Source organism: Mycetocola tolaasinivorans, assembly GCF_003667565.1.
GTDB classification, from domain to species: domain Bacteria; phylum Actinomycetota; class Actinomycetes; order Actinomycetales; family Microbacteriaceae; genus Mycetocola; species Mycetocola tolaasinivorans.
The window spans coordinates 376,748-402,414 of record NZ_RCUX01000002.1 but is presented as its reverse complement, the minus strand read 5'-3'; the positions used below and the strand labels follow the sequence as shown (position 1 = coordinate 402,414).

General features: G+C 66.3%; 21 protein-coding genes and 1 pseudogene. 10 read left to right on the top strand and 12 right to left on the bottom strand.

The annotated features are described in order from the left end of the window. From nrdE to nrdH, 3 genes are all read right to left on the bottom strand, one after another. Positions 1-2,047 (bottom strand): class 1b ribonucleoside-diphosphate reductase subunit alpha (gene nrdE / locus D9V32_RS03685; RefSeq protein ID WP_121647536.1); only part of this gene is annotated, 2,047 nt, incomplete at its 3' end. 23 nt (positions 2,048-2,070) lie between these two features. Then, the gene (gene nrdI / locus D9V32_RS03680; protein WP_121647535.1) at positions 2,071-2,475 is read right to left on the bottom strand and encodes a class Ib ribonucleoside-diphosphate reductase assembly flavoprotein NrdI; all 405 of its coding nucleotides are present in this window, start codon (positions 2,473-2,475) and stop codon (positions 2,071-2,073) included. 314 nt (positions 2,476-2,789) lie between these two features. Then, positions 2,790-3,023, bottom strand: a complete 234-nt coding sequence (gene nrdH, locus D9V32_RS03675; protein ID WP_121647534.1) for a glutaredoxin-like protein NrdH — start codon at positions 3,021-3,023, stop codon at positions 2,790-2,792. 411 nt (positions 3,024-3,434) lie between these two features. On the opposite strand from nrdH, the gene D9V32_RS03670 reads away from it, so the two are divergent. The 3 genes from D9V32_RS03670 to D9V32_RS03660 all read left to right on the top strand — a co-directional run bounded on the left by D9V32_RS03670 (position 3,435) and on the right by D9V32_RS03660 (position 7,015). Further along, positions 3,435-4,640 (top strand): MFS transporter, encoded by a 1,206-nt coding sequence (locus tag D9V32_RS03670; protein WP_121647533.1) that lies wholly within the window; start codon positions 3,435-3,437, stop codon positions 4,638-4,640. A gap of 192 nt (positions 4,641-4,832) precedes the next feature. After that, positions 4,833-5,762, top strand: coding sequence for an alpha/beta hydrolase (locus D9V32_RS03665; RefSeq protein ID WP_121647532.1), 930 nt, complete (start codon positions 4,833-4,835; stop codon positions 5,760-5,762). Between the two features lie 62 nt (positions 5,763-5,824). Further along, the gene (locus tag D9V32_RS03660; protein ID WP_121647531.1) at positions 5,825-7,015 is read left to right on the top strand and encodes an acyl-CoA dehydrogenase family protein; all 1,191 of its coding nucleotides are present in this window, start codon (positions 5,825-5,827) and stop codon (positions 7,013-7,015) included. 20 nt (positions 7,016-7,035) lie between these two features. On the opposite strand, the gene D9V32_RS03655 is transcribed toward D9V32_RS03660, so the two are convergent. Beyond that, complete coding sequence (locus tag D9V32_RS03655) at positions 7,036-7,494, bottom strand: hypothetical protein (RefSeq protein WP_121647530.1); 459 nt, start codon at positions 7,492-7,494, stop codon at positions 7,036-7,038. Positions 7,495-7,685: 191 nt separating this feature from the next. After that, a complete protein-coding gene (locus tag D9V32_RS03650) occupies positions 7,686-8,537 on the bottom strand; it encodes an SDR family oxidoreductase (RefSeq protein ID WP_121647529.1) in 852 nt (283 codons plus the stop codon). Positions 8,538-8,681: 144 nt separating this feature from the next. Here D9V32_RS03650 and D9V32_RS03645 point away from each other — a divergent pair, with 144 nt between their 5' ends. After that, a complete protein-coding gene (locus D9V32_RS03645) occupies positions 8,682-9,509 on the top strand; it encodes an aldo/keto reductase (RefSeq protein ID WP_121647528.1) in 828 nt (275 codons plus the stop codon). Between the two features lie 15 nt (positions 9,510-9,524). After that, a complete protein-coding gene (locus D9V32_RS03640) occupies positions 9,525-10,502 on the top strand; it encodes an arsenic resistance protein (protein ID WP_121647527.1) in 978 nt (325 codons plus the stop codon). Here the strand turns inward: D9V32_RS03640 and D9V32_RS03635 are convergent. Beyond that, positions 10,492-11,514 carry a helix-turn-helix transcriptional regulator gene (locus D9V32_RS03635; RefSeq protein ID WP_121647526.1) on the bottom strand — a complete coding sequence of 341 codons (1,023 nt, stop codon included), beginning with the start codon at positions 11,512-11,514 and terminating at the stop codon, positions 10,492-10,494. The genes D9V32_RS03640 and D9V32_RS03635 overlap by 11 nt on opposite strands. 170 nt (positions 11,515-11,684) lie before the next feature. On the opposite strand from D9V32_RS03635, the gene D9V32_RS03630 reads away from it, so the two are divergent. From D9V32_RS03630 to D9V32_RS16430, 4 genes and pseudogenes are all read left to right on the top strand, one after another. Continuing rightward, the gene (locus tag D9V32_RS03630) at positions 11,685-12,473 is read left to right on the top strand and encodes a FadR/GntR family transcriptional regulator (RefSeq protein WP_183086164.1); all 789 of its coding nucleotides are present in this window, start codon (positions 11,685-11,687) and stop codon (positions 12,471-12,473) included. A 14-nt stretch (positions 12,474-12,487) separates the two neighbouring features. Then, the gene (locus tag D9V32_RS03625; protein WP_121647524.1) at positions 12,488-13,723 is read left to right on the top strand and encodes a CynX/NimT family MFS transporter; all 1,236 of its coding nucleotides are present in this window, start codon (positions 12,488-12,490) and stop codon (positions 13,721-13,723) included. Positions 13,724-13,992: 269 nt separating this feature from the next. Continuing rightward, on the top strand, positions 13,993-16,203 hold the full coding sequence (locus tag D9V32_RS03620; protein ID WP_245982027.1) for a carbon starvation CstA family protein: 2,211 nt from the start codon (positions 13,993-13,995) through the stop codon (positions 16,201-16,203). Then, positions 16,203-16,331 (top strand): annotated as a pseudogene (locus D9V32_RS16430) (CstA-like transporter-associated (seleno)protein); the annotation flags it as partial. The gene D9V32_RS03620 and the pseudogene D9V32_RS16430, both read left to right, overlap by 1 nt. On the opposite strand, the gene D9V32_RS03610 reads toward D9V32_RS16430, so the two are convergent. Further along, positions 16,285-17,739 carry an NAD(P)-binding domain-containing protein gene (locus D9V32_RS03610; RefSeq protein ID WP_121647522.1) on the bottom strand — a complete coding sequence of 485 codons (1,455 nt, stop codon included), beginning with the start codon at positions 17,737-17,739 and terminating at the stop codon, positions 16,285-16,287. The pseudogene D9V32_RS16430 and the gene D9V32_RS03610 overlap by 47 nt on opposite strands. Before the next feature lie 316 nt (positions 17,740-18,055). Between D9V32_RS03610 and D9V32_RS03605 the strand changes: the two genes are divergently transcribed. After that, on the top strand, positions 18,056-18,595 hold the full coding sequence (locus D9V32_RS03605) for a MepB family protein (RefSeq protein WP_121647521.1): 540 nt from the start codon (positions 18,056-18,058) through the stop codon (positions 18,593-18,595). Between the two features lie 42 nt (positions 18,596-18,637). On the opposite strand, the gene ybaK is transcribed toward D9V32_RS03605, so the two are convergent. The 5 genes from ybaK to cls form a co-directional block, all read right to left on the bottom strand. Further along, positions 18,638-19,135, bottom strand: coding sequence for a Cys-tRNA(Pro) deacylase (ybaK, locus tag D9V32_RS03600; RefSeq protein WP_121647520.1), 498 nt, complete (start codon positions 19,133-19,135; stop codon positions 18,638-18,640). Positions 19,136-19,208: 73 nt separating this feature from the next. Continuing rightward, a complete protein-coding gene (locus D9V32_RS03595; RefSeq protein ID WP_121647519.1) occupies positions 19,209-20,759 on the bottom strand; it encodes an SLC13 family permease in 1,551 nt (516 codons plus the stop codon). Positions 20,760-20,795: 36 nt separating this feature from the next. Then, positions 20,796-22,319: a leucyl aminopeptidase gene (locus D9V32_RS03590; RefSeq protein WP_121647518.1), complete on the bottom strand. Its 1,524-nt coding sequence runs from the start codon at positions 22,317-22,319 to the stop codon at positions 20,796-20,798. Between the two features lies 1 nt (position 22,320). Beyond that, complete coding sequence (locus tag D9V32_RS03585; protein WP_121647517.1) at positions 22,321-23,997, bottom strand: MFS transporter; 1,677 nt, start codon at positions 23,995-23,997, stop codon at positions 22,321-22,323. Positions 23,998-24,163: 166 nt separating this feature from the next. Next, entirely contained in the window at positions 24,164-25,651 is a 1,488-nt protein-coding gene (cls, locus tag D9V32_RS03580) for a cardiolipin synthase (RefSeq protein WP_121647516.1), read from the bottom strand. Between the last annotated feature and the right edge of the window lie 16 nt (positions 25,652-25,667).

Genomic DNA, 25,667 nt, shown 5'->3' with positions numbered 1-25,667 from the left:
GACGGATGTAGTAGATCGTCTTGATGCCCTTGCGCCATGCGTAGATCTGAGCCTTGTTGATGTCGCGGGTGGTGGCGGTGTCCTTGAAGAACAGCGTCAGCGACAGGCCCTGGTCCACGTGCTGGGTAGCGGCGGCGTAGGTGTCGATGATCTTCTCGGCACCGATCTCATACGCGTCCTGGTAGTAGTCCAGGTTGTCGTTGGTCATGAACGGCGCGGGGTAGTACACGCGACCGAGCTTGCCCTCCTTGCGGATCTCGATCTTCGAGGCGATCGGGTGGATCGACGAGGTCGAGTTGTTGATGTAGGAGATCGAACCGGTCGGCGGCACGGCCTGCAGGTTCTGGTTGTAGATACCGTGCTTCATGACGGAGTCCTTGAGCTCGGCCCACTCGGCCTGGGTCGGGATCTCCACCGAGGAGTTCGCGAACAGCTCGCGCACACGCTCGGTCTCGGGCAGCCACTCCTGGGTCAGGTACTTCTCGAAGAACGCACCCGATGCGTAGGTGGAGTTCTCGAAGCCCTCGAAGGTCACGCCACGCTCGATGGCGATCTTGTTGGAGGCACGCAGCGCGTGGAACAGCACCGTGTAGAAGTAGATGTTGGTGAAGTCGATGCCCTCTTCGCTGCCGTAGAACACGCGCTCACGAGCGAGGTATCCGTGCAGGTTCATCTGGCCGAGGCCGATGGCGTGCGACTTGTCGTTGCCGTCTTCGATCGAACGCACCGAGGAGATGTGGCTCTGGTCGGACACCGAGGTCAGGCCGCGAATGGCGGTCTCGATGGTCAGGCCGAAGTTCGGCGAGTCCATCGCCAGGGCGATGTTCAGCGAACCGAGGTTGCAGGAGATGTCCTTACCGATTTCCTTGTACGACAGGTCGTCGTTGTAGGTGGTCGGGGTGTTGACCTGCAGGATCTCCGAGCACAGGTTCGACATGTTGATGCGACCGGCGATGGGGTTCTCGCGGTTCACCGTGTCTTCAAACACGATGTACGGGTAGCCCGACTCGAACTGGATCTCGGCAATGGTCTGGAAGAACTCACGCGCGTTGATCTTGGTCTTCTTGATGCGGGAGTCGTCCACCATCTCGTGGTACTTCTCCGAGATGGAGATGTCACCGAAGGGGATGCCATACACGCGCTCAACGTCATACGGGGAGAACAGGTACATGTCCTCACCCTTCTTCGCGAGCTCGAAGGTGATGTCCGGAACCACAACACCCAGCGAGAGGGTCTTGATGCGGATCTTCTCGTCGGCGTTCTCACGCTTGGTGTCGAGGAAGGACATGATGTCCGGGTGGTGGGCGCTGAGGTACACGGCGCCGGCACCCTGACGCGCACCGAGCTGGTTGGCGTAGGAGAAGGAGTCTTCGAGCAGCTTCATCACGGGGATGATGCCCGAGGACTGGTTCTGGATCTGCTTGATCGGGGCGCCGGCCTCACGAATGTTCGAGAGGGACAGGGCCACGCCACCGCCACGCTTGGAGAGCTGCAGCGAGGAGTTGATGCCGCGCGAGATCGACTCCATGTTGTCTTCGATCCGCAGCAGGAAGCAGGAGACGAGCTCGCCGCGCTGTGCCTTACCGGAGTTCAGGAAGGTGGGGGTCGCGGGCTGGAAGCGACCGGCGATGATCTCCTCAACCAGGTTGGTCGCGAGGGCTTCATCGCCATCGGCCAGGCCCAGTGCGGTCATCACGACGCGGTCTTCGAAACGCTCCAGGTAGCGCTTTCCATCGAAGGTCTTCAGCGTGTAGGAGGTGTAGTACTTGAACGCGCCCAGGAAGGTCGAGAAGCGGAACTTCTTCGAGTAGGCGAGGTCGTTCAGACCGGTGATGAACTCAAAGGAGTACTTCTCGATGACCGCGGGGTCGTAGTATTCCTTCTCCACGAGGTAGTCCAGACGCTCCTTGAGCGAGTGGAAAAACACCGTGTTCTGGTTCACGTGCTGCAGGAAGAACTCACGGGCTGCTTCGCGATCCTTTTCGAACTGGATGTTGCCATCCGCGTCGTAGAGGTTGAGCATCGCGTTCAGCGAGTGGTAGTCCATGCCCTGCGCTACCGGTGACTCGGTCAGTGACGGTCCCAAAATTCTTCCAATCCATCGTGGACAACCTGTACGTCGTCCGGAGTGCCAAATAGTTCAAATCGGTACATCATCGGGACATCGAGCTTCTGCGCGATGATGGACCCGGCGAGGCAGTACGCCTCACCAAAATTGGTGTTGCCCGCGGCAATGACGCCACGGATCAGGGATCTGTTTTCCACGTCGTTGAGGAAACGGATCACCTGCTTCGGTACCGCTCCCCCGAGTATTCCGCCGCCATAAGTGGGCAGAACAAGAACGTAGGGTTCGGTGACCTGGAGTGCGGGATCCCGCGCATAGAGCGGAATCCGGGAGGCCGGCATGCCCAGCTTCTCGATGAAGCGGTGGGTGTTGCCGGAGATGCTGGAGAAGTAGACGAGGTTGTTACCCATCTGGATCCCTCCAAGTGGTGTGCACCGCGGAGACGGTGGCGGGTGGTGCCGTGCCCTACTGCGACACCCCCTGGTAAGGTCGGTCGCGATAAAACACGCGGGCTGATTCGGTTTCTGCTACAGCTACTGCTGCGGAGAAGCGATCACCCGGGAAGGGCACCACACACCTCACAGACGAGGCTCAACGCGGGCCTGAACGATGGTTGTGTGGTGGCGACGACGCGGCGTCGCGGGGTCGAAATGGCACCGGCTGCCCGTCTGCATCATGATCAGAATGTCATGCTGCCCGTTGGGCTGAGCGGGCCAGGACGAACCTAGGCCAGTCGAGCGGCCAGTTCCTCGATTTTGTCGGGGCGGAAACCCGACCAGTGCTCGTCATCTGCGATGACCACGGGGGCCTGCAGGTAACCCAGAGCCTTGACAGCTTCGAGAGCGTTTTCATCGGCAGAAACGTCAAGAACCTTGTACTCGAGACCCTTGCTGTCGAGCGCCCGGTAGGTCGCCGTGCACTGGACGCAGGACGGCTTCGTGTAAACGGTAATCGTCATCTTCGCTGTTCCCCTATCTGATGATTTATCTGAGGTAAATCAGATGATTTATTGAAGTGTGCGGCAACTCTGTGCCCCGTCTTCAATACTACATCTAGTTGCCCGAGATGTCTCGTACCCCCACAGGTAGTAGTTGCACCGATGTAGTTATCCACGGGGTTCTCCACCGTTTTTGGGAGTTATCCACCGCCCATCCACGGGGTTCTCCACAGTTTGGGGAGCTCTGCTACCCCATGGATTGGGGGCAATTAGCGCCCCGACCGGCGTGTCTTCCACAGGGCAGACACTACCCGCCACCACCGACATCATTTTTGCCCCAAAGTCTCGATCGCGGCGTGTCTGAGAGACCTCCGTCGCACACGTCTCGGCCCGTCCCGGGCACCCCGGCACGCGGGCGCTTACTATTAACCTATGAGTGCATATTCGAACCTCCTGGCGACCCCGGGAGTCGGTCGAATCATCACCGCCCAGCTCGTGGCGCGCTTTCCCTTTGGAATGCTCTCCCTGGCCTTTCTCCTACACGTTGAACAGGTCACGGGGTCCTACGGCAAGGCGGGCCTGGTTCTAGCCGCCACAAGTATCGGTCAGGCGGTCGCCGGCCCCCTCACCAGCCGTTGGATGGGTGTCTGGGGTATCCGCCCCGTCCTGATCCTCACCACCACCGTGTGCACGATCGCCGGTACATCGATCGCGCTGGTGCATGCGAACCTCGGCGTCTACGTGATCCTCGCGATCATCTGCGGCCTCAGCACTCCCCCGGTACAGCCCGCGGTACGCACCATCTACCCCAAGATGGTGAACTCGAAGCAGCTCACCCCGCTGTTCTCCCTCGACGCCTCGGCCCAGGAGATCATCTGGGTGCTCGGCCCGGTCATCACGACCTTCATCGCCACCCAGATCGGCACCCAGTGGGGCATCCTCTTCGCCATGACGCTGCTCGTGGGCGGCGGCATCTGGTTCATCGTGCTGCCCGAGGTGGGGCGCGTGCGCATCCCGCGCAGCAAGCGTAAGTTTGGCGTTGTGCTGCGCCGCCCGCCGGTCATGCTCGCCACCGTCGTGGGCTTCCTGCTGATCGGTGGTGTCGCGGCGGTTGAAGCCGGCGTCGTCGCAACCTTCGGGCACGACGGAATTGAGGCCGGACTCATCCTCGCAATCTTCTCCATCGGTAGCCTGGTTGGTGGCCTGTCCTCCGGCGGGATTCCCATCGGCCCCTGGGCCCTGGGCCGCCGCATGGCCGTGGTGTTTGTCGGAACGGCGCTGGCGATGTTCTTCCTCAATTTCTGGGGCCTCGCCATCACCCTCCTGATCGCCGGTATGGGAATCGCCCCCGCGCTTGCGGTGCTGTTTGCCATCGTCTCGTCGAGCGTGAAGTTCTCCGACACCGCCGAGGCCTACGGCTGGGTGGGTACCGGGCAGCTGATCGGTTCGGCCCTGGGTTCGGCCGCCGCCGGATTCCTCATCGATCACAATGGTTCTCAGGGCGCGTTCTGGGTAGCCGGGGCGTTCCTCCTGCTGGGTACCATCGTGCCGCTCCTGGGTAAGCGTTGGCATCCGGATCTTCGCGGGCGCGAGGTCGGCCCGATGCCGGATACCGAACCCATTCGGATTCCGTCCTAGCGGGCCCCCACCCGCTTGCGCGCAGTGCCGCGTATCGCGCGCATTACACCGGCTCGTACGCACCGCGACGGCCCCGATCCTTGGCGATCGGGGCCGTCGCGTTTTGCCCCGATCCGCCCGATGAGAATCTGCGCAGCGACGGTGTTGACCGTGTCCGTGCCGCGCCCCGTCACCGCGTGATAATCTGCGCTCATGAGCACGGCCCCGGAAACACCCACTCCCCTGCACCCCGACATGCGAGCCTGGCTCGACGCGGTTCGCCAGGACACCGGCCCCGGCTGCCGTGAGCTCGGTGCGGCCCGCGTGCGCGGACGCGGAGCCGATCGCGCCGCCGCCCGCCTTCCCGGCCCGGCCATGGCCGCGATACTCGAGACGACCGTGGGCGAGGATGTCCGGGTGCGCCGCTACGAGCCCGCGGATGCGGACACCGAAACCACGATTGTCTACCTGCACGGCGGCGGCTTCGTGGTGGGCGACCTCGCCTCCCACGACGCCCTGTGCCGTCGCCTCGCCGCGGCCACCGGTACCCCGGTCGTCGCGGTGGACTACCGCCGCGCCCCCGAGCACCCCGCCCCGGCCGCGGTGGATGACGCGATCGCCGCCGTTGAGTGGGCGCACCTGACCTCCGCTCGGGTGGCCCTCGCCGGAGACAGCGCCGGCGGTGCGATCGCGCTGCTCGCGACCGCGCGTCTGCACGCCCGCGGTGAGCGCGTCCATGCGCTCCTGCTCGGCTACCCGATGACCGATATGAGCCTCTCGTTCCCCAGCGTCGAGACCTACGGCACCGGGCACGGCCTGGATGCGGCGGATCTCGACTGGTACATCGAGCAGTGGGTGCCGGCCGGTATCGACCGCAGTGCCGCGAGCGTCTCACCGATCTCCGGTCCGGTGAGCGGCTTCCCGCCCACCCTGCTCGTGGCCGCCGAGCTCGACCCACTGCACGATGAGGCGATCGCGTTTGCCCACCGGTTACAGGCCGCCGGCACGCTGGTGAGCGTGCGCACCGAGCCCGGGCTGCCGCACGGCTTCCTCGTCATGGTGGATGCCCTGGAGCCCGCGCGTCTCGCGAGCGAGCGCGCGTTCACCGAGTTTGCCGAGTTGCTCACAGCGCTTCACAGCTAGTCTTCTTTCCACAATCTGCCCGGGCGGTTTCGCCTGGGCGGACGCGGGCGTAATCTAGCCTCATGGCACCTCACACGCACGCATCCCAGCCCGCAGCCACCCCCGAATCCGTCCTGTCGGCAGACCTCCTCGCGGCAATTCACGCACGCGCCGAACAGAACGATCGAGACAACGCCTTCTTCGACGCCGACCTCAACGATCTGCGTGCCGCGGGCTATCTGCGTGCCGGGGTGCCGGCCGAGCTGGGCGGTGGGGGTTTCCTCCTGACCGATCTCAGCCGCGCCCAGCGGCTCCTGGCCGGGGCGGCCCCGGCCACCGCGCTGGCCATCAACATGCACCAGGTGTGGGTGTCGGTCGCACGATATCTGCACGAACGAGGAGACGCCAGTCTCGACTTCGTCCTGCACGGGGCCGTGGCGGGCGAGGTCTTCGCATTCGGGGTGAGCGAGGCGGGGAACGATCTCGTGCTGTTCGACTCCGATACCGTCGCCGAACCAGACGGCCACGGCGGCTACCGCTTCACCGGCACCAAGATCTTCACCTCGCTCTCCCCCGCGTGGACGCAGCTTGGCACCATGGGCCGCGACTCCACCTCACCCGATGCCCCCAAGATCGTGTTCGGGTTCGTTCCGCGAGACGAGCACGTGGTACATCGCGACGATTGGGACACCCTCGGCATGCGCGCGAGCCAGTCCCGTACCACCGAGCTGCACGGCGCGCATGCGCCCGCCGAGCGCGTGGTGCGGCGGCTCGATGTTGGCCCCGGCGCGGATCCCCTCATCTTCGGCATCTTCTCGGCCTTTGAAATCCTGCTGGCCTCGGTGTACACCGGTATCGCCGAGCGCGCGCTCGAACTCGCCATTGCCACGGTCACCACCCGCCGTTCGAAGAAGACGGGGCGGCCCTACGCCGATGATCCCGACATCCGCTGGCAGATCGCCGACGCCGGGCTGCTGATCGACGCCATCCTGCCGCAGCTCGCCTCGCTGGCTCACGACGTCGACGCCGATGCGGCCCACGGTGCCCGCTGGTTCGCGCTGCTCTCCGGGGTCAAGCACCGCGCCACCGAGCAGGCCCGCCGCGTGGTTGATCACGCCATCCGGGTGTCCGGCGGCTCCAGCTACTTCAGCTCGAACGAGCTCTCCCGGCTCTACCGAGACGTCCTCGCCGGGGTATTTCACCCGTCGGATGCCGAATCGGTGCACGCCACCGTGGCCGCCAGCCTCCTGGGGCCGGTGGGTACCGCCGAGTAGCCGCCGGGGCAGCCGCGCGGCTAGCGGATCTGCAGGCCGTTCGAGTCGTAGAAGACCACTCCGGGGTTTTCCCGCACGTATCGCGCCAGGGCGTCGCGGCCCTCGACGGTCATCTGCGGCCAGGTCCAGTTCTCCACATCGGGGAGGTTCGCGGCCACGGCCTGAAACAGCTCAAACTCCACGCCCTGCCCCAGGTGCTTCTTCGGGATAACCACCTGCACCACGCGGGCACGGGTAAACACCGTCATCACCTGAATGCGTGCGCCGGTCTTATCGTCCCGCAGAATGTACTCACGGGCACCCGCCTCATCGGCGGGAATCTGCACGATGTCAAAGCGGTTGGCATCGGCCACACCGCCACGCTCGGTCACGGTACCCTCGGTGCCACGCTCGGCAAACACCGAGCGGGAGCGACGCAGAAACAGCACCAGCACCACCGCAACGATCGCAATACCCAAGATCAGGCCGATAGTTCCCATGACATCCCCTTAGCAGGCATCGTTGTGGATGCCCGGCGCACCCACCACCCAGCCTATCGAACGGCCACCTCGGGCGCGCTCAGCCGTGGCCGTGCTCAGCCGCGGCCGTGCACATCGGCGAGCGCACCCGGCCCCGGCTGCGCGGGGCCACGGCCGTACTCGGCCTCGGCCATGGCCCGGCTTCGGCCGCGCTAGGCTCCGGCGCTCAGGAACGAGTCGATATCCGTCGCGGGTTCACCCGTGATCTGGAGCACCGCATCCGACACCGTCGCCATCTCCCCGGCCGCGATGGCCGTATAGGTCGACACCCAGGCATCCAGCTGCCAGCGCGGCACCCCGTAGTGGGAGCGGCTCTCCTCGGCCTCGGCGATGCTCTGATCCTCAAACCGAGTGGGCCGACCGGTATGCCGCGTCACGGCCTCGGCAACGTCGTCCAGGGTCAGGGCGGTCGGGCCGGTCAGGTCATAGGTGCGGCCACGATGCGCGCCGGGATCGGTCAGGATCCGGGTCGCCACCCGCGCCACATCCGCCCGCGCCACCGCGGACACCCGGCCGGAACCGGCCGGTCCTTGAATCACGCCGGACTCATCGGCGAACCCGACCAGGGCGTCCAGATAGAAGGAATCCCGCAGAATCGTGTAGTTCACGCCGCTGGCCCGCAGGTGCTGTTCGGTCGCCCAGTGATCCCGAGCCAGGGTAAACGTGGCATCCTCGGCCGCACCCAAAAAAGACGTGTACACGATATGGGACACCCCGGCCTCCGCGGCCGCGTCGATGAACCCCACGTGCTCCGCCACGCGATCCTCCGACTCCGCCGCCGACACCATAAACAGCACGTCCGTTCCGCGAAGCGCGTCTCGAGCCTGCGCGGTATGACCGTAGGCGGCCGTCACGACGGTGGTCCCCGGTAGACGCGGCGCACGACCCTGGCTGCGCACGACGAGCCGCTGCTCGTATCCGGCTTCGGCGAGCGCGGCGGCCACCGCACCACCCAGGGCACCCGAGGAACCGGTCACGGCCAGGCGGGAAGAAGAAACGGACATCGTGCATCCTTTCGATTCTGGAGTCACACCAGACTGTCAGCGATTGCCGAGAGTTTCCAGAGCATTGCGCACAATAGTTTGTCGTTCGGCGGTTGCCGAGACGGCCCTGTAGATTGGATTCATCCGCGGAACCAGGAGGCTCAGATGACCACCCCCAACGTAATCCTGAACAACGGCGTCGCCATTCCCCAGGTGGGATTCGGGGTGTACAAGGTGCCCGATGCCGAAACCACCGAGGCCGTGAGCACCGCCCTGGAGCTGGGCTATCGCAGCATCGATACCGCGGCGCTCTACGGAAACGAGGCCGGCGTGGGTGCGGCCCTCGCGGCATCGTCGCTCGAGCGCTCCGACGTTTTTGTCACCTCCAAGGTGTGGAACACCGAGCACGGCTATGACCGCACCCTGCGGGCGTTCGACCACAGTCTCGAACTGCTCGGCATCGACCAGATCGACCTGTTCCTCATTCACTGGCCCTGCCCGGCGCAGGATCTCTACCGCGAAACCTGGCGCGCACTCGAGCGCATCTATGCCGACGGCCGCGCCCGCGCCATCGGCGTCTCAAACTTCACCCCGGAACACCTGACCCGGCTGCTCGACTCTGCCGAGATCGTGCCCGCGATCAACCAGATCGAGCTGCACCCGGCGCTTCCCCAGCACGAGTCCGTCGAGTTCCATCGTGCTCACGGCATCGCCACCGAGGCATGGAGCCCGCTCGCCCGCGGGCACGGCCTCGCCGACCCGCAGATCATCGAGATCGCCGAGCGGCTGGGGAAGAGCCCCGCCCAGGTGATTCTCCGCTGGCACCTGCAGCAGGGGCGCATCGTGATCCCCAAGTCGGTTACCCCGGCGCGCATCGCCGAGAACATTGCGCTCAACGATTTTGAGCTGAGCCCCGCGGATATCGCGCACATCGACACCCTCGGCCGCGAGGACGGACGCGTCGGATCACATCCCGACCGCGTCGAGCCCTAGCCGCCGCGCCGCTTCGTGAGCACCCTTCCCGAACGTCTCGAACGCTGGCAACTGCCGCTGTGCCTCGCGGCGGTACTCGCCGGGTTTGCCGTGGGCTGGGCGGTTCCCGCGGTGTCCGCACCGCTCGAGCTGATCCTCACCCCGGTGCTTGCGCTCCTGATGTGCGCGACGTTCCTCGCCGTTCCGCTCGGCCAGCTGGGTGCGTCGCTGCGCGATGTCCGCTTTGTCGGGGCAATCCTGGTACTCAACTTCCTGGTGGTTCCCGGGGTGGTCTGGATGCTCACCCGCACCGACGCCGGGCTACTGCTCGCGGCCGGGCCGGTGGATGCCGGCGTGCGCATCGGCGTCGCACTCGTCCTGCTGGCACCCTGCGTCGACTACGTGATCGCGTTCACGGGGATCGCCGGGGGCGCGCGCGAACGGCTATTGGCTGCGGCACCGCTGCTGCTCCTGGTGCAGGGGATCCTGCTGCCCGTCTATCTGCCGCTCATGGTCGGCGGCACCGAACTCACCGTCGAACCCGGCCCGTTTGTCGAGGCCCTGGTATTCCTGATCGTCATTCCGCTGATCGTGGCCGCCCTCACCCAGGCCACCCACTCACGCTCCGGTATCGCCCGCGGTATTTCGCGGGCAGGGGCGGCATGGATGGTGCCGCTCATGATGGCGACGCTGTTTACCGTGGTGGCCGCGCAGAGCGCGCAGATCGGCTCGGCGATCGGCACCGTGCTGACGGCCGTCCCGACCTACATCGTCTTCGTCGTCCTGATGCTGCCGCTGGGCCTGCTCGTGGGCCGGGTGTTCCGTCTCGATATTGCCGGCGCTCGGGCGCTGACCATGAGCGGCGCGACCCGAAACTCCCTGGTGGTGTTACCGCTCGCGCTGGCACTTCCCGAACCGCTGCACGGGGCCGCACTCGTCATCGTGACGCAGACCCTCGTTGAGCTCACCGCGATGCCCGCCGTGGTACGCGCGGTGCCGCGGATCATCCGCTAGGGTCCCCACGGGGATGCGCCTCGGCACCGACATCATCGTCGCTCTCGCGCCCGGACGCTCGCCCGGCGCGCTTCGAGAGCAGGGCGAAGGCCTCGCGGAGCTCGGCGGGTTCGCGCACCCGCACCTCGGTGTTGAGTAGCAGGATCCAGCGCGCCACCGCGTGGGTGTCCGGCGCGGTGATGCGGACGATGCTGCCGCCCTCCTGCGCGGCCTCCACCCGCCCCCAGGCGGGAAGCACCCAGCGACGCACGGCGGCCTCCCCCAACCCCACCCAGATCACGTAGTCGCGCAGCCCCCGGACGGTGGTGTGCTCCCGCACAAAGCGATCGAGATCAGTGGCGGGCTGCTGCCGCGGAAAGCTCGCGACAGCGGTGACCGCGATTCGGCGGAAACGATCGAGGCCAATCACCCTCCACTCCGCGGTGTCCAGCATGTAGACGACCGCGTGCCAGGCACCGCGGGAATAGGCGAGCCGAAGCGGTTCGATGCGGCGGATGGACACCCGACCCAGCGAATCGCTGAACTCGACGTCCACCCGGCGTCGCTCCCGGCAGGCGCGGGCGAGCCGGATGAGCACCAGCGGTGGCGGCGCATCAATCGTCATGCCCGCGAAACGGGAGATATCGAGGAAGTCGGCGTGACGGTACAGTGCCTCCATTGTGGAGTCCAGGCGGCCGGGCATGACCGCCTCGATCTTGTCGCTGACGGTTTCGAGGAGTTCATCGCGGTGATCGCGATGCACCCGCGCCGCCTGAAGGGCGAGCCGCACGGCCACCGCCTCATCCGCATCGATCAGGAGCGGGGGCAGCGCGGTGCCCGGCTCCATTCGGTACCCGCCGCCGGTGCCGTAGGTGGACTGGATCGGATAGCCGCCCTCGCGCAGCCGCGCGACATCGCGCCGGACGGTACGCCCGGTGACGGCGAGGTGTGCGGCGAGCTGCTCGGCCGACCACCCGCGCTGCTGTTGGAGTAGGGCAAGGAGCCGAAGAAGCCGGCCTGAGGTTTCCCACATGAGAGTGATTACGCTTCCGTTCCGGTTGTCGGTTACTCCGCCCCCGCGGGTGACCACACTGCAACAACCTGCCCCTCAGTGTTGCCTGTTCCACCCGTTAATTGGCTGCATCCCCAGAGACCCAATAAATAGTGATTGTGATTCTCAATCAAATGTCCTACATTTGTCCTGTGTCCACTTCATCCCCCGAAAACCCCGCTACCGAGCACCCGCAGGGTGCCGCCTCCGGCCCGGATTCCGCGGCAACCTCGCCCGTGACACCGCGACCACACACCGTCTCGCAGCGCATCGCCGCGGACATTCGCGCCCGCATCGACTCCGGCGAGTGGACCCCGGGCACCCGGATCCCCACCGAGATGACGCTCGCGAAAACCCACGGTGTCGGCCGCGGCAGCGTGCGCGAAGCCCTGCGCTCGCTCTCGCATGCGGGGCTGCTCGAAGCTCGGGCCGGGGATGGCACCTACGTGCGCGCCCGCAGCGAGCTACAGGTTCAGATCACCCGGCGAATCCAGCCCGATCGGCTCAACGATCTGTTCGAACTGCGCGACCTCTTCGAGCGCCACACCGCCCGCGGCGCCGCCCGAAACGCCACCGCGGCGGATCACGCGGAGCTCGCCCGCGCCCTCGCCGAACGCGATGCGGCGACGAGCATCGAGGCGTATATCGCGCACGATGCGCGGTTCCACGAGATCATCGTCCGGTCGGCCGGAAACGCCCTCCTCACCGAGCTCTACACGAGCCTCGATGCGGTCGCGGCCCAGCTCGACAGCCTGCCCGCCGCGGCCGGCGATATCGAGGCGTTCCGCGCCCTCGCCGAACGCACTCCCGACTCCCATCACGACCTCCTGGATGCCATCGTGGCCCACGATCCCGCCCGCGCCGAACGCATCGCCGCCCGCCTGATCGAGTGCGCCCGCTCCCTGCACGACACCGTGCGCCCCGAGATTTCCCTCCCCTGATCGAAAGCGACAGCATGACCGTCTCCTCACCACCCCTCACCTCCGAACGCCGCACCCGCGGCGGGCTCCTCCTCGTGGGCATTCTGCTCATCGGTGCCAACCTGCGCGCCGCAATCACCCCGGTGGGCCCGGTTCTCGGCTTCATCCAGCACGACCACGGCATCTCCGCGGCGCTGGCCTCCGTCCTCATCTCCATCCCGCTCGTCGCCTTCGCCCTGGTCTCGCCCATCGCGCCCATCATCGCCCGCCGATTCGGCATGGAGCGCGCCCTCGGGGGTTCCCTCGCGCTGCTCGCCCTCGCAATCGTGATCCGGTCGCTGCCGTGGTCCGCCGGGCTCTGGATCGGTACCGTGCTGCTGGGTATCGCGATCGCGATCATCAACGTGGTGTTGCCCTCGCTGATCAAGCGTGACTTCCCCGATCGCGTCGGTAGCGTGACCGGCTGGTACTCGGCCGTTCAGGGCACCGCGGCCGCCATCGCCTCGGGGCTCGCCGTCCCGATCGCGGGATCGGATGGCAGCGGCTGGCGGCTGGCCCTCGGCATCTGGGCCGGGCTCGCGCTGATCGCCCTCGCGGTATTCTGGCCGCAGCTGCGCTCGCGCACGCTCCCCAACCACGACCGTGCCGCGGCACTTGATCCGCACCCCGAGCGCTACCGCTCGCCCTGGAAGAGCGCGCTCGCCTGGCAGGTCACCGCCTACATGGGTCTGCAGTCCACCGTGTTCTACTCGATCATCACCTGGCTGCCCTCGATTGAACGCTCCGCGGGCATCGACCCGACCACCGCCGGGTTCCATCAGTCCGAGCTGCAGCTGGTGGGCGTGCTCGCCACGATCACCGCGGCCGCGCTCGTGCAGCGCACGCGCAGCCAGAGTCTGCTGGCCCTGGGCGCCGCGCTGTTCTCGGCCGCCGGGATCATCGGTGTGCTGTTCAACCCGAGCCTCGCGGTGCTCTGGGCCGCGCTGCTGGGTGCCGCCGGTGGTGCCTCGATCGTGATCGTGCTCAGCATGTTCGGTCTGCGCACCTCGCACCACGGCCAGGCGGCGGCGCTGTCCGGCATGGCACAGTCGATCGGTTACCTCTTCGCGGCCTTTGGCCCGATCGTGATCGGCCTGATTCACGACGCCACAGGAAACTGGCAGGTTCCGCTTCTGGTGCTGCTCGGAGTCGTGGTCGCGCAGGCGATCTTCGGCATGCTGTCCGGCCGCAACCGCGTGGTGGGGCTGCACGAGCCCGCGGCGAGCGCCTAACCGCATCCGCGAAATGGCCGGTGAATCCCCGATCCACCGGCCATTTTTGGCGTTGCGGCGGGCAGCCCCCAATACATAACGCTCCCCCCAAATGGGTGACACCGTGCTAGATTCGGCCACACTCGCACAAGATTCGGGGGAATACCGTGCATCGCAACGACGCGAACCAGGCGGGCCAGAGCGCTCGCCCCATCAGTACCGCAGAGACCGGTACCGCAGAGACCAGTGCCGCAGTCACGACTACGGAGTCTGCTGTTCCGCCGCCACCCGTGGCCGTCGACGGCTCTGCCGCCAGGCGTCGCCCCGGCCCCGCGAAGATTCTGCTCTGGGTGGCCATCGCGCTCCTCGGCGGATTCGCCTGGAGCATGCTCGCGATCGTGCGCGGCGAGAGCGTCAACGCGATCTGGTTCGTGTTTGCCGCGGTGTGTACGTACCTGATCGGCTACCGCTTCTACTCGTCCGTCATCGAGCGCTACCTGGTACGACCCGATGACACCCGGGCCACCCCGGCCGAGGTGCGCTCCGACGGACGGGACTTCGTGCCCACCGACCGCCGCGTGCTCTTTGGTCACCACTTCGCGGCGATCGCCGGTGCCGGGCCGCTCGTGGGCCCGATCCTCGCCGCCCAGATGGGCTACATGCCGGGCACCATCTGGATCATCGTCGGCGTGCTCCTGGCCGGCGCGGTGCAGGACTACCTGGTGCTGTTCTTTTCCACGCGGCGCGGCGGCCGCTCCCTCGGCCAGATGGCGCGGGATGAGTTCGGCCGGATCGGCGGGCTCGCCGCGCTCCTGGCCACGCTCGCGATCATGGTCATCATCATCGCGATCCTCGCCCTCGTGGTGGTCAACGCTCTGGGCGAGAGCCCCTGGGGTGTGTTCAGCGTCGCGATGACCATCCCGATCGCGCTGTTCATGGGCCTCTACCTGCGCTATCTGCGGCCGGGCAAGATCACCGAGGTGTCGGTGATCGGGTTTATCCTGCTGCTCGCGGCCATCATCGGCGGAGGCGCGGTGGCCGCGACAGACTGGGGTCAGGCGCTCTTCCACCTCGATCGCAGCACGCTCGCCTGGGCGGTCATCATCTACGGCTTCGTGGCCGCGATTCTGCCGGTGTGGCTCCTCCTCGCCCCGAGAGACTACCTCTCGACCTTCATGAAGATCGGCGTGATCGTGATGCTCGCCGGCGCGATCGTGATCGTGCGGCCCGAGATTACGGTGCCGCAGTTCAGCGAGTTTGCCGGCCGGACCGACGGCCCGGTGTTCTCCGGAGGCCTGTTCCCGTTCCTCTTTGTGACGATCGCCTGCGGGGCGCTCTCGGGGTTCCACGCGCTGATCGCCTCGGGCACGACCCCGAAGCTGATCGAAAAGGAGCGCCAAACCCGCGTCATCGGTTACGGAGGCATGCTGATGGAGTCGTTCGTCGCGATCATGGCCCTCGTTGCGGCAATCTCGATCGATCGCGGCATCTACTTCGCGATGAACGCCTCGATGGGAGCCACCGGCGGCACAGTCGAGGGGGCCGTCGCGTTCGTCAACTCGCTCGGGCTTACCGGCGTGAACCTCACCCCGGACATGCTGCTACAGACGGCAAAGGACGTCGGTGAGGGCTCGGTCGTCTCCCGTACCGGGGGTGCCCCCACCCTCGCGGTGGGGCTCGCCCAGATCATGCAGTCACTGATCGGCGGCCCGGGAATGATGGCCTTCTGGTACCACTTTGCGATCATGTTTGAGGCACTCTTCATCCTCACCGCGGTGGATGCCGGTACCCGGGTTTCGCGCTTCATGCTGCAGGATGGCCTCGGCAACGTGTTTCCGAGGTTCCGCGATCACGGCTGGAAACCGGGGGTGTGGCTGTGCACCGGGGTGATGGTTGCGGCCTGGGGAGCGATCCTCATCCTCGGGGTTTCGGATCCCCTCGGGGGCATCAACACGTTCTTCCCGCTGTTCGGTATCGCCAACCAGCTCCTGGCGGCGATCGCCCTCGCAATCTGCCTCACCATCGCGGCGAGAACCCGGCCGGGGCGGTGGCTGTGGATCGTGGCGCTTCCGCTCACCGTGGCCACCGTCGTCACGGTTACGGCCTCGGCGTACAAGATCTTCTCACCGGTTCCGGGTGTCGGCTACTGGGCTCAGCACGCCACGTTCCGGCAGGCGCTGGCCGAGGGGCAAACCAGCCTGGGTGCGGCCCGAGACGTGGCCGCGATGGAGGCGGTGGTGCGCAACACCGCGGTTCAGGGCACCCTATCGATCGTATTCGTGGTGCTCGCCCTGGTCGTGATCATCATCGCGATCGGCGCGACGGTACGTGCACTCATGGGCGGGGCCTCGCCGAACACCGAGGATCCCATCGTTCCCTCCGCCCGGTTTGCTCCGGCCGGGCTCTTCCCGACGGCGGCGGAGCGCGCCCTCGAACGCGAGTGGGCCCGCTACACCGATGCGCTGCCTGCGGAGGCCCGGCCGAAGCGGGCGGGGCACTGATGCCCCGCCCGCTTCGCGCCCTCGTGCGGCTGTACCGATTCCTCGGTTCAGTCCTGGGCGAGGACGCCTACGCGGTGTTTGTCACACACGAGCGGCTGCACCATCCCGACCGACCAGTCCCGAGCGCGGCAGAGTTTTGGCGCGCGCACTATGCGCGCCAGGACGCGGATCCCGGTGCTCGCTGCTGCTAGCGGGGTGCCCCACCGGGGTGAGGTAGCGTTCGATCGAGTCGTCCATCTCCTCGAGCCAGGGGGTGTGGTGCACCGCGGCCATGGTGCCGGTCATCACCGACGGATAGGTCTTGTCCCGATAGCGCGCGATGTCCACCTGCTTGTCCTGCTGCCAGGCCTGGAAGATCCGCACGACCTCGTCGAGGTCAAACATCGGGTAGTCGGTGCGCTCGATCAGGTCACGAATGTAGTTCGCCTGATAGACCACCTCGGAGTCGTGATCGGGCAGGGCCGCGTACTCGGCGAGCCAGTGGCGAATATCCGCGGCGCGTTCCTCGGCATCGGGCAGTTCGATGCGGCCGAGGATCACGTCGCGGACGAACCAGGCCTGGGCGTCGAACATGTTGAAGGTAAACCACTGATCCTGCGCCCCGACATAGAACAGGTGCGGGTTCTGCTGCCAGACGGTGCCCTTGTAGAGGCCGTCGGGGTAGAGGTTGTTTGGCGAGGACAGCGCGAGCGAATCGGGCAGGAACGGATACTTGTGCAGGTATCCGGTGCACAGCACCACCGCATCGACTTCGCGTACGGAACCGTCACGGAAGGTCACCCGGTTGCCGTCAAAACCGATGGCGAGTGGAAGCTCCTCCACACCGTCCGGCCAGTCGAAGCCCATGGCGTGCGAGCGGTAGCTCAGCGTCACCAGCTCGGCACCCATCTTGTGTGCCTGCATGCCGATGTCCTCGGCCGAGTAGCTGGCACCGATCATGAGTACGCGCTTACCCTCGAGGCGCTCGGCACCGCGGAAGTCGTGGGCGTGCATCACCTCGCCGGTGAAGTTTTCCAGGCCCTCGAAGTCGGGGACGTTGGGGAAGGAGAAGTGACCGGAGGCGACGATAATCCGGTCGAACTGTTCGGTGACGGTGTCACCACTGGTGAGGTTTTCCGAGGCCACGGTGAAGCCATCCTCGGTTTCGCGTGTCCAGCGCACGATGGTGTTGAAGCGGACGAAGCGGCGCACGTCACTGGCCTCGACCCGGCCCGCAATGTAGTCCCACAGCACCGCCCGCGGCGGATACGACGAGATGGGCTTCCCAAAGTGCTCATCAAATGAGTAGTCAGCGAACTCCAGGGCCTCCTTCGGCCCGTTTGACCACAGGTTGCGGTACATGCTGGAGTGCACGGGTTCGCCGTGCTGATCGATCCCAGTCCGCCAGGAGTAATTCCACTGTCCGCCCCAGTCGCTCTGCTTTTCAAAACAGACAATTTCGGGAATCTCGGCGCCGCCTTCGCGCGCAGCCTCAAAGGCGCGCAACTGCGCCATTCCACTCGGTCCCGCTCCGATAATCGCAATGCGTTCTACCACGACATCCTTTCCGGCCCGCAGGCCTCAGTTCGGCATGTTTTGGTGAGGGAGAATCACCTGCGGCGATCCCCCTCAGGCGCGCGGTTTTGACAACACCCACGGGGGTTTTGGCATCTGTTATCCGGCGCTCCGGGAGATCCCGCAACGAGACCCAGCCTAACAAAATGGCTGATAGATCAATAATTCACTTATTCAGATACCGCACTAAACCCCTGGTCAAGCGCTCGTTATTTATATTCTGGGTATGCGAAAAAAGGTGCCTATTTGGCAACTCTGCGCCGGTTTACGCCCGGGTTCCACGCCGTAAAATGGCCCCATGGATTCCCGTATACCGCCGTGGTGGCAGGAGCGCTGGCTCGCCACGGGATTGCCCCGCCCGGTACTCGAAGAGGAGGCCACTAACGCCGACTATGGTGCGGCGATTCTGCGGATCGGAGCGGCCGGCTGGCGGATTCGAACCGCGCGGGTGACACCCACGAAACCGGGCGGTTTTGTCTCGGCCTGGAGACGCGGGGCCGCCGGAGAAACCGAACCGTTTTTTGCGGATTCCACGATCGCCGGGATGATCGTGTTTGTCGAGGACGCTCACCGACGCGGTGCGTTTATCTGGGACACCGACCAGCTCACCGAGCTGGGTATTCTGCACTCGCCCCGCCATCCGGGAAAGCGCGGATTCCGCGTATACCCGGCGTGGTGCAGCGAGCTGAATGCCCAGGCACAAACCACGCAGCGACGCCAGTCTGCCGGGTTTGTTGAGTACCTCGGCGGTCGTCAGGACGCGGAGGCGACGGTAATCGCCGGACTACTGAACCTCGATGGGGCGAGTGAACTCGGGGAGCGCACCTCTGGCTACTGACAGTCCGCACAGTATTCAGACCCCGCAGGGCTGCTCAGGTCCCTAACGTTCCTTGGCGATCGGGGCGAAGGTGGCGTCGGTGACGCTCGCGAGATCCGCGGGGGCGAGTTCGATGTCGAGGCCGCGGCGGCCGCCCGAGACGAACACGGTGTCGTAGAGCTGGGCCTCCTCGTCGATGACCGTGCGCAGCGGCGTTTTCTGGCCGATCGGGCTGATTCCGCCCACGATGTAACCGGTCTTTCGCTCGGCCAGGCCGGTGTCGGCGAGCTCGGCCTTTTTGCCACCCACGGCGTGCGCGAGTGCCTTCAGATCGAGCATTCCGGACACGGGCACCACGGCCACGGTGAGGGTGCCGTCCACGCTCGCCACCAGCGTTTTGAAGACACGATCGGGGTCGAGGTTGAGCTTGCCCGCGGCCTCCAATCCGAAGTTCTTTTCCGCCGGATCATGATCGTACTCGTGTGCGGTGACCGCGATCCCGGCCTCCGTGAGGGCACGCAGCGCGGGGGTACCGGCCGGGGCCGGAGTCTTCTTGGCCATGGAACACCTTTCAGCAATGGATCGCGGAATTCCAGGCTAGCAACACCGCGCCGGTTCCCGCCGGGCGAGGGCGCTAGAACGGCCAGATGAGTGGCACGTAGTACACCGCGATGGCCAGGAAGAACAGCAGCAGCGGAAGGCCGAGTTTCCAGTAGTCGCTGAAGCGATAACCGCCCGGTTCGAACACCATCGTGTTTGCCGGGGTCGCGACCGGGGTCAGGAAGGCGGCGGCACCGGCCACCGTCAGCGCCATCATGAACGGCAGCACCGACACCCCGAGATCCCCCGCCACCACGAGCGCAATCGGGGCCACGATCAGCACCGTCGCGGTGTTCGAAATCAGCTGGCCGAGGATCATCGTGAGCACGCAGATCGCGAGCAGGGCCAGGTGCGGGGAACCGCTTCCGACGATGTCGAGCAGCCCCTTGGCCAGGAAGTCCGCGGTGCCGGTCTGGACCACCGCGGTGGACAGCGGGATCATTCCGCCGATCAGCACGATCGTGGTCCAGGAGATGCTGCGGTAGGCCCGCGGCGGGGTCACCACCCCGGTCACGACCAGCGCGATGGCGGCCGCAAGACCGGCGATCGCGGGCGGGACGATGCCGGTGGCGAGCAGAACGATCATCGCCAGCAGGGTAAAGATGGCGCGCTTGGCACCGATACCCAGCGGCACCCCGCGCCGCAGGATGTCCGGTTCATCCACCACCAGCATGCCCGGAGTGGAGACCCCGTGGGTGAGATCCGACCAGCTACCGGTCAGCAGCAGCGTATCGCCGGCCATGAGGACCGTGTGCTCCTCGGTGAGGTTCTCCCCGCCGCGCTGGATCGCCAGGATCACGAGCGAGCCCTCCCCGGTGACCATGCCCGGGTAGGCGTGGGTGCCGATGAGATCCGATCGCGGAGCCACCACCACCTCGGAGATGCCCTTCTTCGCCCCGATCAGGCGGGAAGCGCCATCCAGGTCATACTGCGCGCGCAGGGTTTCGGCGTGCGCCCGCAGGTCGCCCATCGGCGCCCGAAACGGCCGGGTGGGAAGCAGAAACTTCCCAAAGAACACCACGATCAGCAGGGTGCCCACCAGCAGCGGAATACCCACCAGCGCAAACTCAAAGAACCCGAAGCTGCGAGCACCGGCCCCCGCCGCGTACTCGCTCACGATGATGTTGACCGGGGTACCGGTGAGCGCCAGCAGCGAGCCCGCATGCGCCGCGAAGGCCAGCGGGATGAGCATCTGCGAGGGTGCTAGCCGTGCCCGAATGGCCACCACAACCACCACCGGCACCAGGGCCGCCACCGCACCGTTCACACTGATCAGTGCCGTCGCGGCCGCGCCGAGCAGCCCCACCACCACGATCAGGGTTGACCGTTTTTCGCCCGCACGGCTGATCACCTGGGCACTCACCCAGGTGGTGACGCCGGTGGATTCCAGCGCCTCACTCACCACAAACAGCGAGGCGATAAAGATCACGGTGGGGTCGCCGAAGCCAGCGGTCGCCTGCCCGAGGGTCAGGATCCCGGTGCCCCACAGCGCGATACTCACCCCGAGCGCCACCACCCCCAAGGGCACCCGGTTCGACATGAACGCGATGATTGCGAGCGCCAGGATGATCAGTGTTGCAGCCATTACTACCTTCGGTGTGGGTGGTGAGCCCCGGAGCGGTTAGCTCCGGGGACGGAAATTACGTGCGGTCTCGATGAGGAGTCGGGTGCCAAACCCGGTGGCGCCCTTCGAGCGCCAACCGTCATCCGCGTCGGACTGCATCGTCCCCGCAATATCCAGGTGCACCCACGGGGTGCCCGCCACAAACTCGTTCAGGAACAGCGCCGCGGTGATCGACCCGGCATCGGGACCACCGAGGTTTGAGATGTCCGCCACGTCCGAGTCGAGCTGTTTGCGGTAGCTGGGCTCGAGCGGAAGCGGCCAGATGCGCTCATCCGCGCGGGCGGCCGCATCGGCAACCTCCCGCGAAAAACCCTCGTTGTTGCCGAGCTGCGCGGCGATCAGCGAACCAAACGTGCGCAGGGCCGCCCCGGTCAGGGTGGCGATATCAACGATCGCGTCCACGCCCTCCTCGGTCGCGAGCACCAGGGCATCCATCATCACCAGGCGACCCTCGGCGTCGGTGTTTTTCACCTCGACGGTCTTGCCTCCGCGGGCGGTCAGCACGTCGCCGAGCTTGTACGCGGTACCCGAGGGCATGTTTTCCGCGCAGGCGAGCCAGCCGGTCACGCGGGCGGTGACTCCGAGGTCGCGCAGCGCGGTGAAGGTTGCGAGCACCGCTCCGGCACCGCCCATGTCCATCTTCATCAGCAGGTGCATCGGATCCGAGGGCTTGAGGCTGATGCCACCCGAATCGTAGGTGATGCCCTTACCAACGAGCCCCAGGTGCGCGGTGGTCGGGGCCTCGGGGGCGTAGTCGAGCCGGATGATCCGGGACTCCTCCACGCTGCCCGCCCCCACACCGAGCACGCCACCGCAGCCGAGCGCGATGAGGTCTGCCTCGTCGAAGATTTCGACAGTGAATCCGAACTGGGCGGCGAGTTCCTGAGCCACCTCGCCGAGGTTCGTCGGGGTGAGGTGGCCCGGCGGAACGTTGATCACGTCGCGTGCAATATTGGTCGCGCGGGCGGTGATGAGCCCCTCGGCCACGCCGCGCTCGAGCGCCGCGAGGGTGCCGGTGTTTGCCCCGGGCACCTCGATCACGAACGACTCGAGCGGGGAATCCCCGGCATCACCCGTGAAACCCCGGAAGCGGTAGCGCCCGAGGATCGCCCCCTCAGCGAGCGCCTGACCGGCGCTCTCCGGGCGCACCTCGGCGAGCGAGGTGGCGCTGATCGCCAGCGCCGAAGCGTGCGGAACGGCGCGCACCAGCGCGGCGGCGGCGGTGCGCAGCCCCGCGTCGTTCAGGTCGTCGAGCGGGCCGATGCCGACCAGTACGTAGAGGGGGTTCGACGTGCCCGCGAGCACCACGGTGCTCCCCGCGGAGCCGTCGAAGCCGAGCAGCGTCAGTGCCTCCTGATCGAGATCCAGACCCTCGGGAAGCGCGGAGTCCGCGGCTACCAGAACGCCCAGGACCTCCTCCTCGCCACTCAGCGAGGCGGTCACGCTGAGCGCGGGTTCCTGGCTCAGCGACGGGACCGGGGTGAACGAGTCGGCGATCAGCTTGGTCGGGGTGCGGGTCATGTTAGGCCTCCTTGGTGGTGAGATCGATGGGGACATTGATGGGGTCATCGTCGTCCGGTTCGAGCTTTTCCGGGAGGCTCCCCCGGCGGAAACCGGGCATCCGACCGGCCGGGACCACCGCGAGGAGCGAAATCGCGGCCAGTCCTAGTAACGATATCTGGAGTGCGCGCAACCGGGCATCCGCATTGACCTCGCTGGCGGCTACGACCTCCTCCGGTGTCGCACCCGAGCGTTCGAGCACCGCGTACACCTGCTCATTGGTGAGGAAGTTGGTGTTGTCGAAGTTGACCCGGGAGATCAGCTCGGGTGAGATTTCCGGATGCTCGGTCGCGGCCGTTGAAATGGTCGAGGCCAGGGTCGCGATCGCGAACGCACTCGCCACCGCGATACCCACCGATCCGGCGAGATTGTGCACGAGCCCGCGCCAGGCACCCACGTCTCCGGCGAGCTCGCGCGGGGCCGCGGAGAGCAGCGTGTTGAAGACCAGGGCCACGATCGAACCCTGCCCGATACCCAGCAGGATCAGGCCGATGACCACGAATGCCTGCCCCCATTCGCCGCGCACGGTGAACGCCAGCAGGGTCAGCGCGGTGGCGACCACGAGGAACCCGGCAATCGCGAGCACCCGCGGGCTGAAGCGCCCGTACAGGTATGCGATAAAGGTCGAGGCGAGGAAGATTGAGAGGGTATAGGGGATGATCGAGAACGAGGTTTCGAGGCTCGTGCGGCCCTGCACCACCTGAATGTAGAGCGGGATCAGGAAGTTCGCGGCGGTCCCCACGAACAGCATGGTGGCCATACACGCGACCACCGCGCGCTCGGAGCCGCTGGCGAGCACCCGCAGGTCGAAGATGCGCGGTTTGCCCTCGCGGCCGCGGCGGCGCAGCCAGGCGAAGAAGAGCTGGCCGCCGATCAGGCCGGCGAGGATGAGTAGCGGAGCCGGGGAGATTCCGAGAACGTCAAACGGCGCCTGTTCGGTGGCGTTCCAGACGCCCCAGGAGGCGAGGCCGCTGAAGCCGAAGGACAGCAGGATGATCGATCCGGCGGCGATCAGGGCGCCGGTCCAGTCGATGGTGAGGCCGGGCTGGGGCGGCAGCTTCTTGAGCGTGAAGCTCAGCGCCAGGTTGACCACCGCGAGGGCGACGACCAGGATGAAGGACCAGCGCCAGCCGATGGTCGTCGCAAACGACCCGGCGATCACCAGTGCGAGCACTCCGGCGGCGGGGATGGCCGCGGCGAGCAGACCGATGGCCTTCGCCTGCTGATCCCCGGTGTAGTTACTGGCGATGAACACCGTGAGGGCCGGGGCGATCAGTGCGATCACCGCACCCGAGGACGCCTGGGCGATGAACAGTACCGCGGCGTTCTGGCTGAGCGCGACGCCGAGCATCGCGAGCCCGTGGATCACCACGGCGATCTGGAACACCCTCCGGGTACCATAGCGCGCGCCCACCTTGGCACCGAGCAGGATGAACGCGGCCATCGCGAAGGTTCCGGCCGTGATGGCCGTACCGACGGAGGTGGCCGGGGTCTTCAGATCCTCGGTAATGCCTGCCATAGACACCGTCAGGGCGTTGACCGCAAAGGAGGCCTGCACCTGGGTGAGCACCACCACGATCAGCGGTGCCCAGGGGGCCCGGATGGCGGTGGTCGCGGTACTCGTGGTGGTCTCGGCCACGGGGTGTTCCTTTCGCGCGCGGCGGCGTCACACGCATACGCGCCGATGATCCCGACGTTACGACCATCGGGCACGCCCGGATACCCCCGGAACAAGGGGATTTATCGATCGCGGATCGGGCGTAGGCTCAGACCATCATTGCCCCACCCCGGCGACCATTCGCGCGCTACTGCAGCGCCGAGGTGAGCCGGGCGAGGGCATCGCCCACCCGCTGTGGCAGTGGACGCCGCGGCCAGGCCTCGGCATCGAGTTTCACGCTCTGCGCGCGATAGGCGTCCTCGACCAGGCGCATCCGGTCCACGAACTCGCGTCCGCGCACCAGCACCGAGACCTCCATGTTGAGGCTGAACGAGCGAATATCCATGTTGCTGGACCCGATCACCGCCACCTCGTCATCAATCGAGAAGTGCTTGGAATGCAGCACCGTGGGCGCGCGATACAGGTAGATCGAGACCCCGGCCGCCAGGAGCGCCGCATAGTACGAGCGCTGCGCGTGATACACGAGCACCTGATCGGCGACCTCGGAGACAAACAGCTCCACCTCGACCCCGCGTGAGGCGGCGGTCACGATCGCGAGCAGGGTGGATTCATCCGGCACGAAGTAGGGGCTCGTGATGCTGATCCGGGAGCGCGCGCTCTGAATCAGCAGCACGAAGAGCTTGAGGTTATTGTCATTTTCGAAGCTGGGGCCGCTCGGCACCACCTGGGCGTCGAGACCCGTCGCGGGCACTCCGCTCGGCGCGGAGACGGGCGTCGCCACGTGGTGCCGGGCAGAAACCGGGGCGGAGGTCAGCGGCAGCATCTCACCGGACTCCCCCAGCCAGTCGGTCACGAACACGGCGTCCAGCTCGCCGACGATCGGCCCCTCCAGGCGCACCATCAGTTCGATCCAGTGCAGCCCGCGCTTCACGTTGCCCGGCTTCAGATAGGTGTCGTCGATGAGGTTTTGCGAACCGGTGTAGCCGACCCGGCCATCGATCACCACGAGTTTGCGATGGTTGCGCAGGTCGGGCCGCTGCCACTGACCGCGGTGCGGGCGCAGCGGCAGCATCGCGCGCCACTCGGCCCCCATTTCGGCGAGGGCGGCCAGGGTGTCGCGGCGGCCGGGGAACATGAATCCGGATACGTGATCCGAGAGCACCCGCACCCGCACCCCGCGCGCGGTGGCCCGGGCGAGCGCGTCAAAGAACGCCCCCGTGGTGTGGTCGCGCACGAGGATGTAGAACTCGACGTGCACGAAGGATTCGGCGGCGTCGATATCGATGATCATCTGATCGAGCGATTCGACGTAGTTCTCGATCAGCGCGGCGGTGTTGCCGCCCACCATCGGCAGCGCCCCGAGGTTCTGGTTGAGTACCGCGGCCGAGGTGAGCCAGGCGGGCGACTCCGGCGTCACCCGGTGGGTCTCGATCCCCGAGCGCTCGAGCATCAGTCGGTTGACCTCGCGCTGCTGTTCGCGGCGACGTCGCGGCAGCCGGCCAAACCCGATCAGGAAGAACACGATCGCCCCGAGGAACGGGATGAAGATGATGGTGAGGATCCAGGCGATCGCGGTGGCGGGCTTTCGATGCAGCGAGATCACGATCGCGGCGGTAAACCCGATCACGACGTGCAGGATCGCGAGGACCAGCCCCCAGATTTCCGGCGCGCTCATGCGGATTCGGGCACGG

Excerpts from the sequence above, each read along its gene's own strand:
- nrdI (WP_121647535.1), bottom strand. The coding sequence starts at position 2,475 with ATGGGTAACAACCTCGTCTACTTCTCCAGCATCTCCGGCAACACCCAC.
- D9V32_RS03665 (WP_121647532.1), top strand. The coding sequence starts at position 4,833 with ATGAGCACGGCCCCGGAAACACCCACTCCCCTGCACCCCGACATGCGA.
- nrdH (WP_121647534.1), bottom strand. The coding sequence starts at position 3,023 with ATGACGATTACCGTTTACACGAAGCCGTCCTGCGTCCAGTGCACGGCG.
- D9V32_RS03635 (WP_121647526.1), bottom strand. The coding sequence starts at position 11,514 with ATGTGGGAAACCTCAGGCCGGCTTCTTCGGCTCCTTGCCCTACTCCAA.
- D9V32_RS03650 (WP_121647529.1), bottom strand. The coding sequence starts at position 8,537 with ATGTCCGTTTCTTCTTCCCGCCTGGCCGTGACCGGTTCCTCGGGTGCC.
- ybaK (WP_121647520.1), bottom strand. The coding sequence starts at position 19,135 with ATGGCCAAGAAGACTCCGGCCCCGGCCGGTACCCCCGCGCTGCGTGCC.
- D9V32_RS03645 (WP_121647528.1), top strand. The coding sequence starts at position 8,682 with ATGACCACCCCCAACGTAATCCTGAACAACGGCGTCGCCATTCCCCAG.
- D9V32_RS03670 (WP_121647533.1), top strand. The coding sequence starts at position 3,435 with ATGAGTGCATATTCGAACCTCCTGGCGACCCCGGGAGTCGGTCGAATC.
- D9V32_RS03660 (WP_121647531.1), top strand. The coding sequence starts at position 5,825 with ATGGCACCTCACACGCACGCATCCCAGCCCGCAGCCACCCCCGAATCC.
- cls (WP_121647516.1), bottom strand. The coding sequence starts at position 25,651 with ATGAGCGCGCCGGAAATCTGGGGGCTGGTCCTCGCGATCCTGCACGTC.
- D9V32_RS03590 (WP_121647518.1), bottom strand. The coding sequence starts at position 22,319 with ATGACCCGCACCCCGACCAAGCTGATCGCCGACTCGTTCACCCCGGTC.
- D9V32_RS03625 (WP_121647524.1), top strand. The coding sequence starts at position 12,488 with ATGACCGTCTCCTCACCACCCCTCACCTCCGAACGCCGCACCCGCGGC.
- D9V32_RS03605 (WP_121647521.1), top strand. The coding sequence starts at position 18,056 with ATGGATTCCCGTATACCGCCGTGGTGGCAGGAGCGCTGGCTCGCCACG.
- D9V32_RS03595 (WP_121647519.1), bottom strand. The coding sequence starts at position 20,759 with ATGGCTGCAACACTGATCATCCTGGCGCTCGCAATCATCGCGTTCATG.
- D9V32_RS03655 (WP_121647530.1), bottom strand. The coding sequence starts at position 7,494 with ATGGGAACTATCGGCCTGATCTTGGGTATTGCGATCGTTGCGGTGGTG.